Raw genomic sequence first — 16,827 nt, 5'->3', positions numbered from 1 at the left:
GGTCCATGTTGAGAATCGGATCCGTTGTCCTGGGTGTCTCGGACGTGCCGCGTGCGGTCGCCTTCTGGACGAAGGCCCTGGGGCTGGTGCCACGGGGCGAGGTCGAGGACGGCTGGGCGGTGCTACAGCCCGTGGACGGTGCCGGAGGCGGGGTGCATCTTTCGCTGGGCCGCAGCGAGACGCCCGTCCAGGAGCACCCCCGTATCCATCTGGACCTGTACGCGGGGGACGCGGCGGACCAGGCCGCGGAGGTGGAACGGCTGGTGACGCTGGGGGCCCGCCGGGTCGACTGGGACCTGTACCCGGACGACCCCGATTTCGTGGTCCTGGCCGACCCGGACGGCAACCGCTTCTGCGTGATCGACACCGGACGGGGCTGAGACTGTCGGGGGCGTGCGGGCGGGCCGGCCGGTCGCCGGTCGGCCGGTGGGCCGGTCAGTCGGTCAGTCGGTCAGTCGGTGGGCCGGTCAGCCGCTGCCAGCGAGGTGCAGTACGGCCTCGTAGGCCCGCTGGATGAGCCTGTTGTCCCAGCTGGGGGCGGTGTTGGCGAGGGCCACCAGGGCGGTGCGCCGCTCGGGGTTGAAGGCGATGAACGCGGTGCAGCCGCGGGTGCCGCCCGAGTGGTGGTAGAGCCGCGAGCCGTCGGGGCGTGGGCGGATGTTCCACACCAGGGCGAGCTGCCCTTGGCCGTGCGGTCGCACGAGCCGGGGGACGGTCACCTCGCGCAGGGCGGAGCGCAAGGCGGAGCGCAGGACGGCGGGCGGTGGCACCGGGGCGTCGGCCGTGTCCGGGTCGGTGGCCAGGTCCAGGTCCAGGTCCAGGTACGGGTTCGGGCCCGGGTTCGGGTTCGGGTCCATGTCCGGATATGGACCCATGAGCGCCTCGGTGACCGTCAGCAGGTCCCGCACGCTGGAGCGGACCGCGCCGGCCGCCGGCAGCCCCGGGATGTGGAACGGTGGTCGTGGGCGGCCGTGCCAGTGGCCGGTGACCTGGGTGGTGCCGGCCGGCGGGGTGGCGCAGGCAGTGGTGTCGCGCAGCCGCAGCGGGTCGAGCACTCGCTCGGCGAGCAGGGCCCCGTACGGTGTGCCGCCCGCCGCGCCGCTCAGCGCGTACCCGAGGAGGCCGACCCCGAAGTTGGAGTACCGCACGCGGGAGCCCGGCCGGGAGCGCACTCGGGTGCGTGCCAGGGCGGCCAGCACGTCCTCGGCGCCGAAGGCCGCGTACGGGTTCGAGAACCAGCGGGTGCCGATGCTGCCGAGCAGGCCGGGCGGCAGCCGGGGCAGGCCGGCGGTGTGGGTGGCCAGCTGGGTGAGGGTGATCGCGTCGCCGCGCCGGGGCATGCGGGTGCCGGGCGGCAGGAGGGCGGCGAGCGGGGTGTGCCAGGCGAGTTCGCCGCGGCCGGCCTGCTCGGCCAGCAGCAGCGCGGTGAACGTCTTCGTGACGGACCCCACCTCGAACCGGGTCGCCGCCCCCACCGGCACCCCGCCGCCGTGCGCGGTGGTGCCGCGCAGCACGAACGCCCGCTGCCCGTCCCGATGGAGACCGACGGCGAGCGCGCTCGCACCCGGGGCGGCCGTCAGCAGCGGACGGGTCAGACGGCGCACGGTGGCGGGGTCGAGGGAGGCCTTCGGGGACCGTCCCGTACTCGCGTGGTGGTCTGGCCCGGGGGCCTGCCTGGGGTCTTGCCCCGGACGGGCGCGGCGGGCGTGACGGGCGTGACGGGGGCGTTGCTCTTGCGCGTTCGGGTCGGTGGGCCCATGGAGCGCAGGGGGGTGCGTGCCGGTGGGCCCGTCGTCGCCGTGGGTGCGCCGGCGGGACGTGGGCGGCATCAGGCGGGCCGGGGGGTGTCGAGCGTCCGCATGAGGGCGAGGGTGCCGGCGACGGCGGCGACCACGGTGGGGTGTTGATGCGCGTGGAAGCGGCGGGCCGGGTCTTCCTCCACGGGTTCACCGTCGCGCGGCACCAGACCGTCGTCGTGCTGGAGTCCCGCGAGCCGTTGCCAGGCGTCCGTCGTGATCTGGGGCTCCGGCAGGCAGGCGCCCACGATCATGAGTTCCACCATCAGGTCCCACTGGCCGATCTCGGCCCAGACGTTCGTCCACACCGGAAGCCAGTTGGCCACGTAGCCGGCCAGGTTCTTCGGGAGGCCGTCGGGCAGGGCACCCCAGTCGGTGAGGTGGAAGACGGTGTGGGTGACGGTGTAGCCGGTGATCCAGTCGATGTTCCATGGCTCGGGCGTGTTGCCGAGCCAGGTGGCGCGGGCGAGCGCTGCCCAGTCGGTCGTCCTGCCGCCGTCGTCGAAGCCGGTGACGCGTAGCGCGTTGGCGATGGCGAGCCGGCGGTTCGGCAGCATCTCCACGGCGTGCACGGACGGCAGGGTGCGGGTGTGGGCGAGCAGCCGGTCGAGCGGCGGGTACCGGTAGCCGGCGCGGGCGAAGGGGAGGTAGAGCTCCAGCGGATCGGTGTGCAGCGGATGGCGCAGCAGCCGCTCGTACAGCAGGCTTCCCTCACCGAGTTGGGCCCAGCCGAAGTCGAGCAGGTCACGTGCGCGTTCGAGGTCGGCGGCGCCGGCCAGGCCGCCGCGCAGCACGAGCGAGGCGGCGAGTGCCGTCTCCCCGAGGGCCTTGTAGGCGTCGGCGTCCTCACCGAGGTAGGAGTCGATGAGCCGGTCGAGCGTGCCGTACTCCCGGTGCGCGTGCAGCCAGGCCAGGGCGCGGGATCCGACGTCGTGCGCCAGGCGTGCGGATGCGGGGTTCATTCGTGCTCCAGGTCGAGCAGCCGACGGGCGATGGCGACGTCCAGGGCGAGTCGTTCGCCACCGCCGAGCAGGCCGAGACGGGCCGTCAGGGGGACGAGGTCGAGCGGCAGCACCGCGCCTTCGGCACCGAGCCAGGCCAGCCAGCGGGCGATCCGTCCGGCGGTCGGGAAGTCGCGCCGCAGCATGGCGCGGGTGGCACCGCGCGCGAGACCCAGTACGCCGGCGCGCGCGGCGTCGTGCACGGCGGAGTCGAGACCGGGCAGCGCCAGCGACGACAGCTGGCCCATCCGCTCCGACCACGGCAGCCAGCCTTCGCGTGGGTGGGCGTGCGTGGTGGGCGGGTGTCCGTGGTCGGCGTCGTCGTCGCACAGCGGTGGTCCGGGTGGCAGCGGCGCCTTCGCCGTGCACTCGGCACCGGTCCGGGACAGCGCGGTGACCAGGCCCCAGTCCAGCCAGGCCCGTACCCAGGCCTGCTCGGAGCCCTCGGGAGGTGCCGGGGGCGGCGGGTCGGCGGGCGGTAGGGCGGCGAGGGCCAGGCCGACGGCCGTCACCTCGTCGGGCGGCGCGGCGTGACCGGCGAGCAGGCAGGGTGCGAGGACGTCGGCGCCCAGCATGCGCACGGCGCCGAGGGCGACCGCGAGATCGCCCTCGGACCGGTCTGCTGCCTCCGCCAGGTGGGCGGCGGCAACGGGCGCCGTGCCCTCGGCGTCCGCGAGGACACCGAGGGCACGGCGGGCCAACCCGTCGGCCGAACTGTGATGGGCCGTACGGGCCCGCTCGGTGATCACCGGCCCTTCGGCTCCTTCGGGGCCAGGAGCAGCAGGGCGAGGAGGAATCCCTTGCCGTCGGGCGACGGGACGGGTGCGTCGCTGAGCGGTGTCGAGGGCTGGAGCATCAGCCCTTCGAGCATGTCCTGATCCAGTGCGAGGCCGGTCGTCTTGAGAGCCTGGTCGAGCATGTCTTGCTCCCTGGGTTCGAAAGTGGTGCCACATAGGTGACACCCCGACGAAAGCCACCAAAGCATCACCAGACGAAACCAACTACTCGTGCCCGGTTCCCATGGTGATTGCCATGGCGCGGCACAAGCAGGGCGATCGACCTCACGAGCCCGGCGTTCCTGGGTTTCCGAGGCCCGGCAGGGGGTTTTGGCTACGAGTTATCGGGCGGATCGCGGCGCCTGCCGAATGGGTGAAGGACGCCGCCCGGTCGAAGCCGCTCCGGTTTCCTCCCGGTCGCCGCGGCCCGCCCCGCCGCTTCGGGGTGCGGGGCAGGGCGGGCAGGGTGGGCAGGGTGGGCAGGCCTTGCATGACGTTGCGGCACGGCGCGGCGCGGGTCGGGACGAGAGGCGCGCCGTCAACCGGCACGGCGCGGCGCGGGTCGGGACGAAGGGCGCGCCGTCGACCGGCACGGCGCGAGTCGGCACGGCGCGGCTGGACGGGCCCCTGGTGCGACGGGGCCCTGTGCCACGGGGCACGTGGCACACGGCACCGTGCGACGTACGGCAGCGCGGTGCTCCGTCCGGGCGGCATGGGCGCACGCCCCGCACGCCCCGTGCGCCCCGCACGCCCCGCACGCCCCGTGCGGCCCGTCAGGGCAGCTGGCTCTGCACCTCGGACGCGATCAGCTCCAGGTGGTCCAGGTCGGCCAGGTCCAGGATCTGGAGGTACATCCGCTGCGATCCGGCCGCGGCGTACTGCCCGATCCGGTCGACGACCTCGGCCGGGGTGCCGGCCAGGCCGTTGGTCCTGAGTTCGTCGACCTGCCGGCCGATGGCGGCGGCCCGGCGTGCCACTTCGGCTTCGTCACGGCCGACACAGGCCACCAGGGCGTTGGAGTACACCAGGTCGTCGCCCTGGCGGCCGGCCTGCTCGGCGGCGGCGCGGACGCGGCCGAACTGGCTCTCGCTGTCGGCGATCGAGGCGAACGGCATGTTGAACTCGTCGGCATACCGGGCGGCGAGTCGCGGGGTGCGGACCGGCCCGCTCCCCCCGATGAGGACCGGAACCTTGGCCTGGGCGGGCTTGGGCAGTGCGGGCGAGTCGGTGAGCTGGTAGTGCGTGCCCTGGTGGCTGAAGGTCTTGCCTTCCTCCGTGGCCCACAGGCCGGTGACGATCGCCAGCTGCTCCTCCAGCCGCGCGAACTTCTCCGCGGGGAACGGAATCCCGTACGCCGTGTGCTCCTCCTCGTACCAGCCGGCACCCAGGCCCAGCTCGACACGGCCGCCGGACATCTGGTCCACCTGGGCGACCTGGATCGCGAGGACACCGGGCAGCCGGAAGGTGGCGGCGGTCATCAGCGTGCCGAGCCGGATCCGTCGGGTCTCGCGGGCCAGCCCGGCGAGGGTGACCCAGGCGTCGGTCGGCCCGGGCAGCCCGTCCACCTCACCCATGCGCAGGTAGTGGTCCGACCGGAAGAACCCGTCGAAGCCCAGATCCTCGGTCGCCTTGGCCACGGTCAGAAGGGTGTCGTAGGAAGCGCCCTGCTGGGGCTCAGTGAAAATACGCAGATCCATGCCCACATCCTGCATGGTGAGGATGCGACCCGGCACGGGTGGTGGGCCGTTTCCACCGTCCGGCCCGCACGGAAGGGGCGGACGCCCGGGGGCGGACGCACCGCCCGGACGGTGCGCCGCGCGCCCTGACGCAGCGGATCGCCTGGCGGCCACGCGCGCGAGGTGGTGTCCGGGTCACGGGGTGCCTGCCGAATCGCGCTCCGGGAGGTTCTCGTCGCGTGCGGCGAGTTTGCGGAGCATGTCCACGACGCGGTCGCGTGCCTCGTCGGCCGCGTCGATGCCTTCCATGCACTGCCAGTAGACGCTGTCCTCCTCGGCCGAGCAGGCTATGCCGACGAGCGCCATGCCGACTTCGCCGAGCATCACGCCCAGTTCCAGCAGGGACTGGCGGGCGTCGCCTATCTCCGTGAGCTGGCTGGCTCGGATCTCTTCGGTCTTCAACTCCGGGTCGCCGAGGGCTCCGCAGCCTCGACCGCCCACCTCGCTCAGGCCCAGTGCCTCGCCCCGCAGCTCCGGCGGACCACCTACCGCCAGCCGGCTGCCGACCGCTTGCGCCAGGGCCTGTGCCTGCCAGGCCTCGGCCACGATGTCCGGGACCTCATGGCTCTGTGCCAGTGCACGTCTGCCCACTCCGATGAGCCGCACCGCATCCATCCGCCGTCCCCGTCTTCCTGAAGGGCCTCCGCCACGCGAGCGTCGCGCGGTTTTCCCAACTCCCGTGGTCACTACTAAGAGTGAGGCCCGCCGTGACGAAAAGCCAGAGGAAACCCGAAATCTGTGGACAGAAAATCCAATGTTGATAAGTTCGTAACTCCGGAGAGTGACGAACGGGCGTGCCGGGCAAGATCAGTGAAGGCGGCAGCGCTCACGAAGCCTGACCGGACGGGGAGGAATCATCCGGCACCGGGAATCTCCGCTCATTGCGGTCGATCTTGGCCTGAAGTGCCTCCAGGACATCGATCCCCAGCACCTCGCACAGTTGCAGCAGATAGGACAGGACGTCCGCCGTCTCGTCCCTGACGCGGTGGGCGGTGTCCGGGTCGTCCATCACCCGGGCCGACTGCTCCGGCGTCAGCCACTGGAAGATCTCGCCCAGTTCGGCGGCCTCGACCATCAGCGCGGAGGTCAGGTTCTTGGGGGTGTGGAAGGGCTGCCAGCGGCGTGCCGCGGCGAAGTCGACCAGCCTGCGTTGCAGGGTGGCCACGTCCAGGGCGCCGCCGGCGGCCGGGGCGGGTGCGGGGTGGGGAGAAGGAGGGGAGGCGGGGGCGGAAGTCGGCGAAGCGTCAGAGGAGTCCGTCACCGTCCCAGGTCTACCACCGTGGCCCGGCCCATCGTCGCCGCCTTGCCCCCGTCTCCTGTCGCTCCCCCGTCTCCTGTCGCTCCCCCGTCTCCTGCCGCTCCCCCGCCTCCTGTCGCTCGACCGTCCTCTGCCGCTCCCCCGCCCCCGGCCGACGACGGGCGGCCGGCCACCGTCGCCACCAGCCGGATGTGTCCCCGACCGCACATGTCGCCCGCCAGCCGAGTCAGTTCACGGGTCTGGCGCGCGTCGAGGCAGCGGTCGAAACCGTCGGCGAGCACGGTGAGCGTCTGATAGGCGGCGGGCACCTCGGCCACCGTGTCGACCTGGAGCACCGCTGGTCCGGTGAGCAGCACCAGCGCGAGGGCCAGGTACCGCAGTTCACCGTCGCCCAGCCGCTCGACGGGGGTCGCAACGCCCTCGCCGCGCTCCACGACCGCCCGCAGCACGCCCTCGCCGTCCCGCCGGGCGCACAGGTCACGCACCGGACCCGCGCAGCCGGCCCGTAACGCCGCGACCAGGCGGGCGTGTCGCCGTCCGCACTCCGTCCTGGTCCTGGCCACCACCTCGGCGAGGTTGTCGCAGCCGGGCAGCAGCCGTCCCCCGCACGCCGCCGCAGGGACGGCCCGCATGAGCCGCGGGCGTGGGTCGCAGACGAAGACCGACCGCAGCGCCAGCACCATCTGCTCCGCCGCCGCGACCACCCGCCGCTGCCCTTCGGTGCTGCCGGCCACCCGCAGCGGCAGCAGGGCCGTGCCGAGCCGGTCGTCAGGCAGCCGGCCGTAGGTCACCGGTGCGGCGCCCCTGGTGTGCCAGGCGGCCTGCACGGCGGGCCGGCCGGGGTGGCTCAGAGCGGTCTCCAGGAGGGTCAGGCCCCCTGCGGTGAGGCGCTCGCCGACGATGCGCAGGTCCGGCTCGACCTGGACGGCGAGGTCGAGCCGGACCGGGCCGACCGGCCCGCCCGCCGTGCAGCCGATGCGAAAGCCCCGCCGGCCCGCTTCGGGCCGGGCCCGCTCGGGGACGCAGGCGTGCGGATCGGGGAACGCCTCCGCCAGCTCGGCGCCGGCGCCCAGCCGTGCCAGGGCCGCGTACGCGGCCAGCGCGGTGGACTTGCCGCTGCCGCTCGGGCCCGCCACGAAGGTCAGCGGAGCCAGCTGGAGGGTGGTGTTGTGGTGTCCCGCGAACGCGGTGAGGTCGAGTCGGGTGAGGGCCGGACGGGTGACGGTCGGGGCTGCGGCGGTCGGCACGGTCATGCGCAGGACCGTAGGGACGCGATGATCAGATAAACCGTTACATCAGGGAGGTTTCCCACGTTCGGGGGATTCGGGGCGGTGGTGCGGCGGCGCCACGGGGCGCACGGTCACATTCCCTGCGTGGCGCCGCCGTCGACCAGCACGGTGCTGCCGGTGATGAAGCCGGCCCGGTCGCTGGCCAGGAACGCGGCGGTGGCGGCCAGGTCGGCCGGGGTGCCAAGACGTCGCACGGGGAGGGTCGCGGCGATCTCGGCCAGGCCCTTGTCCGGATCGGCGAACTGCGCCTCCAGCGTTCCCGTCCGGTGGTAGCCGGGGGCGAGGACGTTGACGGTGATGCCGTCCGGGCCGACCTCGGGGACCAGCGACTTGGCGAAGCCGAGCAGTCCGGGCCGTACCGTGTTGGACAGCCCGTACTGGGGCCTGGGCTGGCGGATGGTCTCGGAGGCCACGAGCAGGACGCGGCCCCAGCCCGCCGCGCGCAGGTGCGGCAACGCGGTCTGCACCATCCCGATGTGGGAGAGCAGGGACAGTTCCACCGCGGCGCGGTAGGCCGGCAGGTCGAAGGCGGTGACCGGACCGGCCGGTGGGCCGCCGGCGTTGGTCACCACGATGTGCAGTCCCCCGAGGTCGGCCGCGACCGCGTCGACCCAGTCGCGGACCGCGTCGTGGTCGCGGACGTCGACCTGGTCGGCGCGCACCCGCCCGGATCCGGCGGCGGCCACCTCGTCCGCCGCGGACGCGAGACGGTCGGCGTCGCGGCCGCAGATCGCCACGTGGGCGCCCTCGGCGGCCAGCGTGGTGGCGATCGCACGCCCCAGCCCGCTGCTGGCTCCGGACACCAGGGCCACCCTGCCGGCGATCCCCAGATCCATGGTCAACCTCCCTTTATCAACCCTTTTCAACAGTTCGCCGATATCCGTACCGGCCCAGCCAGGGCGCGGCGACGAGCCCGGAGACGAGCCGGGTCGCCGGTGGTGTCCGGGCCCGCCAACGATCGTCGGGCCGTATCGTCACCGCGCCGTGGCGGAAGCGGTCGGGGTTGCCGGTGACGGTGTGGTTGACCGACAGCTCCGCGGTGCCGTCCGCCGTCACGGGCGGCTCGTCAGCAAGGCCCCAGTCCGCCAGCACGGCGCCGAGGGTCTCCCGGGGCTCGGCGGCGAAGTCCTCGTACCGGATGCATCGGTACCGGTCGGGGAACGCCTGACCGACGAGGTGCGACGCCCGGTTGAACGCGACCCAGTAAGCGGTGCTGCGCCACGCCGACATCGCCGGGATGTAGTCCTTCGGACGCCGCCATGACTCCGCGATCGCGCGGGGGTCGCGCACCACGTGCAGGACGTGGGTGCGCACGGCGGTGCTGCCGCACAGGGTCGCGGCCTCGGCCGGGTACTTGCCGCTGTCCACGATGATCGACGCGCCCGACTCCGCAGCGATCGCCGTGTGCAGACGCTCCAGGTCGGCCAGGGCGGCCGCGGTGGCCCGGCGCGGGCCCGCGGCCCCGGACAGCCGTGCCGCGGTGTGCCGGGTGCGCAGCAACCGTCGCTGCCGCCCGGTCAGCTCGGGCACGGAGTCCGGTGCGCCCAGCCGGGCCAGCACCCCCGACCACAGCGGGCATTCGGCGATCCGGGTGCCGCAGCCGCAGCTGTCGTTGGTCCCGTCGGTCAGGACGCCGTGGCGGTACAGGTAATGCACCTCGCCGACGTGGACGGCGCCGGGCAGTTCGCCGATCAGGTTCCCGATCAGGGTCGTGCCGCTGCGGCACCAGCCGGTCAGGTAGACGACGACGGGCCGTGTCGTCACCGGCGCCGACCCGGGAGGGCGTCGGCGACCTTGCAGAGCGCCTCGACGAGTTGGTCGCAGTCGGCGTCGGTCAGGTTCGCCGACAGGGGGATGTCGACCGTCGAGTCGACGAACGCGGCAGTCACCGGGTACGCGGCGCGTGCCTCCGCCGCGTCGGGGAACAGGAAGCGCCAGTTCCAGAACGCCCGGACGTTGACGTCGTCCGGGTCGCCGAGGGCGCGTACGCAGATGCCCTCGGCCCGCAGGGCGCGCGCGAACCAGGAGACCGTGGAGACCGGTGCGTCCGGCAGCCGCAGCAGCAGCGCCTCACCGAGGTAGGCGCCGGGCGCCACGGGTTGCCGTACCACGATGTCGTCGCGGTCCTTGAGGGCGGCGGCGACCCGCTCGTAGTTGTGCCGGTGCGCGGCCAGCCGGTCCGGCAGCCTGCCGAGCTGGGTGCGTGCCAGCGCCGCGCGTATCTCGTCCATCCGCCAGCTGAACAGCGGCAGCGCCAGGTCGTCGAGGCTCGGGGGGTCGACGAAGTGCCGTGCCATCCGCGACTCGTAGGCACCGCAGTAGACCAGCGTGCGGGCGTAGGCCTCGGTGTCGTCCGTGACCAGGAATCCGCCTTCGCCGGTGTTGAGCGCCTTGTCCGACTGGGTGGAGAAGGCGCCGAACCTCCCCCAGGTGCCGAGCGGGCGGCCGTGCAGCCGGACACCCAGCGCCGGCACCGCGTCCTCCACGATCGGAACGCCGAACTCCTCGGCGACGGCGCAGATCGCCGGCATGTCGCTGGCGAACCCCCGCATGTGCACCACCACGATGGCGCGGGCCCCGCCCGCCATCCGGCGTCGCAGGTCGGCGACGTCCAGGTGCAGGTTGTCGTCACACTCGACCAGCACCGGGCGGTGGCCGGCGAGCATGATCGCGCTGGGCGTGGCGGCGAAGGTGAAGGCCGGGCAGGCCACTTCCGAGCCCGGCGGCAGGTCGAGGGCGAGCAGTCCCAGCGCGAGCGCCGTCGTCCCGCTGGCACAGGCCAGGGCGTGCGCGGACCCGAAGTGGGTACACAGGGCCGCTTCCAGTGCGCCGGTCTCCGTGTCCTCGTGTCTACGCGTGTCATACCGGAAATAACGACGGCTTTGTAGAACATCGACAACGGCGGCGATGTCTTCCTCGAAGACGTAGGCGTCGCCGTTGTCGTACGTCGGCCAGACGCTCTGGCGGATGGGTGGCCCGCCGTCGATCGCCAGTGGTGCGGTGCGCGTCGGTGTGGTCATCGGCGACTTCCTCCACAACTGGTCCGAACGTTCGGTCTGTCATTCCGGCCATATGCCGGTGCCGGGTCATCCGACAGCAGGACCAGGCCAGTTGGCAAGACATACCTCACGCCCACTTCCTGCTGACCTTGCTCCCGACGGGTCAGCGGCGCCCCGGAAAGCGCGTCTGAGCAGCGCCGTCACCGTCCCGTTGGAGCTTGGGAAATGGTTGCGCAACGGCGCCCGGGACGCGCGGATCGGCATGAACCGGGCATGGGGGATTGGTGAGGGCACGTCACTTCACAACACTCCGAGGGTGGGTTTACTGTTCGGCTGCCGAGTGGCGCGAATGTTCCGCTATCGACAGCGCGTTCACTGCGGCGCGGCACACCTCCACACCGACACGGCTCTGGGTTTCCGCCTGGTCCGCATCCGGACCTGCGGCGGGCCCGGCGGAGAAAGAGGTTTGGTGCACTACCTCATCGACGATCCTGCACTGGCCAGCCGCACACCGGGCGAAGAGCTCGCCATCGCCGCCAGCCGCTCCGGCACCGGCGTTGTGGCCACCACCGTGCACGAGCCCCTGGCCCGACACTTTCCGCTCGCCTCGACACGGCCCCGGCCGCCGATCCGTGATCTGCTGAAGTCGGCCACGCTCACCGACGAGTCCGTGAGCTTCGTCCAGGAGCGGCAGGCCCTCGCCCATGTCACCACCCGGGACACGGCGTACGCCGGCACTCCCGAGGCCCATCAACAGCCCCGCGCGGTCAAGGCGGCGCTCACGACCGTCTCCGTGCGCGTCCCGCTGCCGGACCAGATCTGCCGCGATCCGGCCCTGCTGGCCAGGTTCTTCGACCACCGGGTCATCGTGCGGCTGTGCACGGTGGAGAACGACGTCCTGCTGCACGGCAGTGCCGACGGCGCCGTCACCGGTCTGCTCCGGCTGCCGGGCCTGCGCCATCTGCGGGGCAGACCGGACCTGCTCGGCAGCATCATGGCGGCAGCCGCCGACGTGGAGGACCAGGGCGGCTCCTGCGACGCACTGGTGATGCACCCCCGCGTCTACTGGCAGCTGGTCGCCCTGGGCGCGCTGCCCACCCTGGACGCGGCCGGGCTGCGCATCACCCGGACCCGCATGATCGCGCCCGAGCAGGTCCTGCTCGGCGACTTCCGCGCCGGCGTCACGCTCCTGGACGGCACGAGCAGCACGCTGACCCTGCGCCGCGGTGACGAGCTGGCCGAGATCGAGGCCGGCGGCCGCATCGGCCTCGCCGTCCATCTGCCCCAGCACTTCGCCCTGCTCACCCTGGCGCCCGAAAGCGTCCCCGCACCGATCGAGACCCTCACCACGGCCGAGGCCTCGGCGGAGGGCGGGGCGACGTCATGAAGGTCGGCATACTGCTCTGGGACGAATCCGGCATCGACACCGACGGGGCCGGCCTGATCGAGTACGGCCGTGCGCACGGGCACGAGATGTCGACGTTCCTGCTGGAGGACGTCAGCGTGCGGCGGTCCGACGGCGCGGCGAAGGTGCTGTTCGGCGGCGTGGACGCGGACCGTTTCGACGCGGTGATCTCGCGTGCGAACCTCTTCGGCGACCACTGGCACGACGCGTTGCACGACACCAGTTCCTGGCGGGACCGCGTCGAACGGCTCAGCATCATCAGCCGGGCGCTGGGGCCGCGCCTGTTCGACTCGGTGGAGACCTGGCTGAACGTGTGGAGCAAGTTCCTGATGCTCCACCGGCTCGCTGAGGGTGGCTTCCCGGTCCCGCCGTTCCGCTCGGTGACGACGATGGACGAGGTCGCCGAGGCCCTGGCCGACTGGGACGGCGACGTCATCATCAAGCCGTCGTACGGGTTGCGCGGCATCAACGTCGAGCGGGTGACGGACCTGGCGGCCGATCGCGACCTGGTCGAGGGCCTGTTGAAGGCGCACGGGACGATGATGTGCCAGCCGTTCTACTCCACGCAGTACGGCGAGTACCGGATCTCGGTGGCCGGCGAGACCACCCCGATCAACATGCTGAAGCTGCCGCCGGCCCACACCTGGCGGTGCAAGACGTACGAGGGTGCCAGCTGGGAGCGCATCGACCCACCCGATGAGCTGATCGACCTGTCGATCCGTGCCACCCGGCACATGGGACTGACCTACGCCGCCCTCGACATCCTGCCGCACCCCTCAGGTGGCTGGGTGATCCTCGAGGTCAACGCGGTGCCGGGGTTCCTGAACATGTTCGGCGAGCCCGGCTGCACCGAGGGGTTGGCCGGCATCTTCGACTGGGTGGAGAAGCAACTCGGCTCGCTGTCCGACCGGCGGGGCCACGACGCGGAGGCGGACCATGGTTGATGTCGCGTCACTCCATCTGCCGAGCGCCGAAGTGCTGGCCGAGTACCGGGCGGCCGGCTGGTGGCGGGATGAGACGTTCCTCGACGATCTCGCCGATGCGGCCCGCACCCGGCCGGCACATCCCGCGATGATCGCCTACCGCGACGACACGGTGCGCACGGTCACCTACGGCGAGTTCCCCTCCCTCGTGGAGCGGTTCGCCGCCGGCCTGTCCGCGCTCGGGGTCGGACGCGGCGACGTCGTCGTCCTGTATCTGCCGAACCTGTGGCAGCTGCCCGTGCTGGTCTACGCATGTGCCCGGATCGGCGCGGTCTGCGGGATCCTGAACCCGTTCTTCGCCCAGCGGGAGCTGGCGTTCAACCTGGAGATGAGCAAGGCCGCCGTCTGCATCACCGTCGACGAGTTCAACTCCGCCGACTTCGGCAAGCGGCTCGAGCAGGCGGCGCCCGAGACGCTGCGGCACCGGGTGGTGATCGGCGACGCGGCGGCGACCGGCGCCGTGGACTTCACCGAGTTCTTCCTCGACACCACGCATCCGGCGCCCGACCCCGCGCTCGCCCTCGGCCCGGACGATCCGGCCGTCATGGTGTGCACCTCCGGCACGTCCGGCCGGATGAAGGGCGCCATCCACAGCCACAACACGCTCTACGCCGCCATCCGCAGCGTGTCCGAGCCGTGCGGTCTCGGCGCGGACGACGTGATCGCCGTGCCCCATCCGCACGCGTTCATGGCGGGTCTGACCTACGGCGTGCTCATGCCGCTGCACCTGGGCGGCACGTGCCTGGCCGACCTCCAGCACACCGACATGGCACGGCTGCTCGACATGATCGAGCGACACCGGGTCAGCTGGGCGTACATGTCGCCCGCCTATCTGGTGGACCTGCTCGCCGCCAACCGGGCGAAGCCGCACGACACCGGGTCGCTGGCGCGGATCGTCACCGGCTCGGCACCGATCCAGCCGGAGCTCGTCGCCGCGGCCCGCGAGGTCCTGGGGGTGCCGCTGCACGCCCTGTGGGGCATGACGGAGAACGGCGCGGTGACCATGACCCGCCCGGACGACCCGGACGACTGGGCGACCAGCAGCGACGGGCGGGGCGAGCCGTGGATGGAGGTGCGCATCGACCTCGACGACGATCCGAGCGCCGGCCGGCTGCTGGTACGCGGCGCCTCCCAGTGCTTCGGCTACCTCGGCCAGTACGAGACGTACGCGGCCTGCCTGGACGACGACGGCTGGTTCGACACCGGGGACATGGCCCGCCCGGACGGGCGGGACGGCATCCGCATCGTCGGGCGGCGCGACGACATGATCGTCCGGGCCACCGGTTTCAAGGTGCCGGTGCTGGAGGTGGAGGGGCTGCTGCTGAAGCACCCCGACATCGCCGAGCTCGCCCTGGTGGGCTATCCCGACCCCGCGGTACCGGGCGTCGAGCTGTGCTGTGCCGTCGTCGTGCCCACCGACCAGCCACCGTCCCTGGAGGCCATCCACGAGTTCCTCGCGGCGACCGGCATCACGCGCCTGAGCTGTCCGGACCGGGTGCAGTACGTGCGGGAGCTGCCGAGGAACTCGGTGGGCAAGATCCTGCGCGCCCCGCTCCGCAAGCGCCTGGAGCTGGCCGCGGCGCCCCGATGAGCGACACACCGGCGCCGACCGCGCGCACCTCCCCCGACGGCCCCGCCGGCTCGGGGGGAGGGCGCGCGGCCGGCACCGTCACGCTTGCGGTGATCTGCGGCGCGCAGATGATGTTCCTGCTGGACACGTTGATCGTGACGATCGCGTTGCCGCGTATCCAGGCGGGTCTGCACTTCTCCGGGCCCCAGCTGGAGTGGGTGCAGAACGCCTACACGCTCGTGTTCGGCGGGCTGCTGTTGCTGGGGGGCCGGGCGGGTGACGTCTTCGGGCGTCGGCGGGTCTTCGTCATCGGTCTCGTGCTGTTCACGGTGGCGTCCTTGACCGCCGGCCTCGCCCAGGCGCCCTGGCAGCTGATCGTGTCGCGGGGCGTGCAGGCCGTCGGTGCCGCCGCGGCGAGCCCGGCCACGTTGTCGCTGCTCGCCACCGCGTTCGCGGAAGGGCCGCTGCGTGACCGTGCGGTGAGCATCTACGCCGCGCTGGGCACCGCGGGGGGCGGTGTCGGGCTGCTGGTCGGCGGCCTGATCACCAGCTTCCTGTCCTGGCGGTGGATCATGCTGGTGAACGTGCCCATCGGCGCGGTCATCCTGGCCGCCGCGCCCCGCGTGCTGCGCGACACCGACCACCGGCCGGGCCGCGGCTTCGACGTGTCGGGTGCGCTGACCGGCACGCTCGGCATGACGATGCTGGTCCTCGCGCTCACCAGGGCGGCGGCCGACTCCCATGGCGTGGTGCACTGGGCCGAGCCGACCGTGCTCGGCGCCCTCGGCTGCGCCGCCGTGTTGATGGCGGTGTTCGTCGCCGTGGAGCACCGCAGCGCGCAGCCCCTGGTGCCGTTGCACCTGTTCGCCGACCGCGCCCGGCTGGGCACGTATGTCACCGCCGTGTTGTACAGCATGGCGATGGTGGGCATCTCGTTCTTCATCACCCTGTTCGTGCAGCGGGTCTGGGAGTACAGCCCGCTGAACACGGCGTTGGTGTTCCTGCCGATGCAGGGGTTGCTGGTCGCCGGCGCGCGCGCCGGCGGGCCGCTGATGCGGCTGCTCGGCACCCGTACGCTGCTGACCGGCGCCCTGGCCATGGCCGTGGTCGGGATGGTGTGGCTCTCCCGGCTCGATGCCGACGGCGGCTACCTCACCGACCTGCTGGGGCCCAGTTCGCTCATGTACGCCGGTCTCGGCATGGTGGGCACCCCGTTGATGGTGGGAGCCCTGGCCGGCGTGGACGAGCGGACCACCGGCATCGCGTCCGGGGTGTTCACCTGCGCCCGGCAGATCGGCGGCGCCATCGGGTTGGCGCTGCTCGGCACGGTCACCTGGACCACCGTCGCGGCGGACCGGACGCCGTCCGGCGACCAGGCGCTGGCCGACGGGGTGGATCGCGGCTTCCTCGTCGCCTCCGTGCTCACCGCGCTGGCGCTGGTGGTCGCGGTCACGACCGCGGTCGGCCGCCGCAAGGAAACGCCGGTCGCGCAGGGCACGCAGGACGGGGAGGCGGACGCGACGTCCTGAGGTCCCCGACGGTCCCTACGAGCACGCCGCCACCGCCCGGGCCGGCGGCTCCTCACACCGCCGCGTCCGTCACCATCCCCTGTACCTGGGTGCCGGCCGGGGCCAGCAGGAAGACGTTGCGATCCACCCGGTGCATGGCGCTGCCCAGGCCGAAGACGACGCCGCTGCTGAAGTCCAGGACCCGCTTGGCCACCTCGGTCTCCGCGCCGCTCAGGTCGAGGAGGACCGGGATCCGGGCCATCAGGGTCTGGGCGACCTCACGGGCGTCCGCGAAGACGTTGACCCGCAGGACCACGAAGCGGCGGCGCGTCTCCGTCCGTGGCTCGGGGATGGCCCGATGCCCTGGCCAGCTCGGCCAGCCCTGGCCGCCGCGCAGCGGGACCACTTGGGCGAGTCCTTCCCACTGCTCGTCGGTGGCGTCGTGGTCGCTCACTGCCCACCCCATCCGGATTCGCTCGTTGACTGCCGCACCGGTCAATTCTTAC

16 protein-coding genes and 1 pseudogene are annotated in these 16,827 nt (G+C 72.5%); 5 read left to right on the top strand and 12 right to left on the bottom strand.

Annotation, left to right across the window (positions count from 1 at the left end; translation table 11 throughout):
- The first annotated feature begins 5 nt into the window (after positions 1 to 5).
- Positions 6 to 380, top strand: a complete 375-nt coding sequence (locus NQO67_RS37805; protein ID WP_255955012.1) for a VOC family protein — start codon at positions 6 to 8, stop codon at positions 378 to 380.
- A gap of 87 nt (positions 381 to 467) precedes the next feature.
- Here NQO67_RS37805 and NQO67_RS37800 read toward each other — a convergent pair whose 3' ends face one another.
- The 11 genes and pseudogenes from NQO67_RS37800 to NQO67_RS37750 all read right to left on the bottom strand — a co-directional run.
- Positions 468 to 1,604, bottom strand: coding sequence for a serine hydrolase domain-containing protein (locus NQO67_RS37800; RefSeq protein ID WP_255955011.1), 1,137 nt, complete (start codon positions 1,602 to 1,604; stop codon positions 468 to 470).
- A gap of 224 nt (positions 1,605 to 1,828) precedes the next feature.
- On the bottom strand, positions 1,829 to 2,758 hold the full coding sequence (locus NQO67_RS37795; RefSeq protein ID WP_255955010.1) for a DUF6895 family protein: 930 nt from the start codon (positions 2,756 to 2,758) through the stop codon (positions 1,829 to 1,831).
- Positions 2,755 to 3,546: a hypothetical protein gene (locus NQO67_RS37790; protein WP_255955009.1), complete on the bottom strand. Its 792-nt coding sequence runs from the start codon at positions 3,544 to 3,546 to the stop codon at positions 2,755 to 2,757. Before NQO67_RS37790 ends, NQO67_RS37795 begins: the two co-directional genes overlap by 4 nt.
- Positions 3,543 to 3,716, bottom strand: coding sequence for a hypothetical protein (locus NQO67_RS37785; protein ID WP_255955008.1), 174 nt, complete (start codon positions 3,714 to 3,716; stop codon positions 3,543 to 3,545). The genes NQO67_RS37790 and NQO67_RS37785 overlap by 4 nt, the downstream gene beginning before the upstream one ends.
- A 630-nt stretch (positions 3,717 to 4,346) precedes the next feature.
- Complete coding sequence (locus tag NQO67_RS37780; RefSeq protein ID WP_255955007.1) at positions 4,347 to 5,270, bottom strand: LLM class F420-dependent oxidoreductase; 924 nt, start codon at positions 5,268 to 5,270, stop codon at positions 4,347 to 4,349.
- Positions 5,271 to 5,444: 174 nt separating this feature from the next.
- Complete coding sequence (locus NQO67_RS37775) at positions 5,445 to 5,924, bottom strand: DUF6099 family protein (RefSeq protein ID WP_255955006.1); 480 nt, start codon at positions 5,922 to 5,924, stop codon at positions 5,445 to 5,447.
- Between the two features lie 211 nt (positions 5,925 to 6,135).
- On the bottom strand, positions 6,136 to 6,480 hold the full coding sequence (locus NQO67_RS37770; protein WP_255955074.1) for a nucleotide pyrophosphohydrolase: 345 nt from the start codon (positions 6,478 to 6,480) through the stop codon (positions 6,136 to 6,138).
- Between the two features lie 86 nt (positions 6,481 to 6,566).
- A complete protein-coding gene (locus NQO67_RS37765) occupies positions 6,567 to 7,820 on the bottom strand; it encodes an AAA family ATPase (RefSeq protein WP_255955005.1) in 1,254 nt (417 codons plus the stop codon).
- A 107-nt stretch (positions 7,821 to 7,927) separates the two neighbouring features.
- Positions 7,928 to 8,692 (bottom strand): SDR family NAD(P)-dependent oxidoreductase, encoded by a 765-nt coding sequence (locus NQO67_RS37760; RefSeq protein WP_255955004.1) that lies wholly within the window; start codon positions 8,690 to 8,692, stop codon positions 7,928 to 7,930.
- Positions 8,693 to 8,708: 16 nt separating this feature from the next.
- A complete protein-coding gene (locus NQO67_RS37755; protein WP_255955003.1) occupies positions 8,709 to 9,620 on the bottom strand; it encodes a sulfotransferase in 912 nt (303 codons plus the stop codon).
- 95 nt (positions 9,621 to 9,715) lie between these two features.
- Positions 9,716 to 10,876, bottom strand: a pseudogene (locus NQO67_RS37750) (DegT/DnrJ/EryC1/StrS family aminotransferase); the annotation flags it as partial.
- Between the two features lie 448 nt (positions 10,877 to 11,324).
- On the opposite strand from NQO67_RS37750, the gene NQO67_RS37745 reads away from it, so the two are divergent.
- Genes NQO67_RS37745 through NQO67_RS37730 form a run of 4 tightly spaced genes read left to right on the top strand, consistent with a single transcriptional unit; the run spans position 11,325 to position 16,342 of the window.
- Positions 11,325 to 12,242 (top strand): family 3 encapsulin nanocompartment shell protein, encoded by a 918-nt coding sequence (locus NQO67_RS37745; RefSeq protein WP_255955001.1) that lies wholly within the window; start codon positions 11,325 to 11,327, stop codon positions 12,240 to 12,242.
- Positions 12,239 to 13,204, top strand: coding sequence for an ATP-grasp domain-containing protein (locus NQO67_RS37740; protein ID WP_255955000.1), 966 nt, complete (start codon positions 12,239 to 12,241; stop codon positions 13,202 to 13,204). Before NQO67_RS37745 ends, NQO67_RS37740 begins: the two co-directional genes overlap by 4 nt.
- Positions 13,197 to 14,834 carry an AMP-binding protein gene (locus tag NQO67_RS37735; RefSeq protein WP_255954999.1) on the top strand — a complete coding sequence of 546 codons (1,638 nt, stop codon included), beginning with the start codon at positions 13,197 to 13,199 and terminating at the stop codon, positions 14,832 to 14,834. Before NQO67_RS37740 ends, NQO67_RS37735 begins: the two co-directional genes overlap by 8 nt.
- Positions 14,831 to 16,342, top strand: a complete 1,512-nt coding sequence (locus NQO67_RS37730; protein ID WP_255954998.1) for an MFS transporter — start codon at positions 14,831 to 14,833, stop codon at positions 16,340 to 16,342. The genes NQO67_RS37735 and NQO67_RS37730 overlap by 4 nt, the downstream gene beginning before the upstream one ends.
- A gap of 52 nt (positions 16,343 to 16,394) precedes the next feature.
- On the opposite strand, the gene NQO67_RS37725 is transcribed toward NQO67_RS37730, so the two are convergent.
- Complete coding sequence (locus NQO67_RS37725; RefSeq protein ID WP_255954997.1) at positions 16,395 to 16,775, bottom strand: cell division protein SepF; 381 nt, start codon at positions 16,773 to 16,775, stop codon at positions 16,395 to 16,397.
- Positions 16,776 to 16,827 lie beyond the last annotated feature (52 nt).

This window comes from Streptomyces odontomachi (assembly GCF_024435355.1).
Lineage (GTDB): Bacteria > Actinomycetota > Actinomycetes > Streptomycetales > Streptomycetaceae > Streptomyces > Streptomyces odontomachi.
This window is presented reverse-complemented; position numbering and strand designations above follow the sequence as displayed.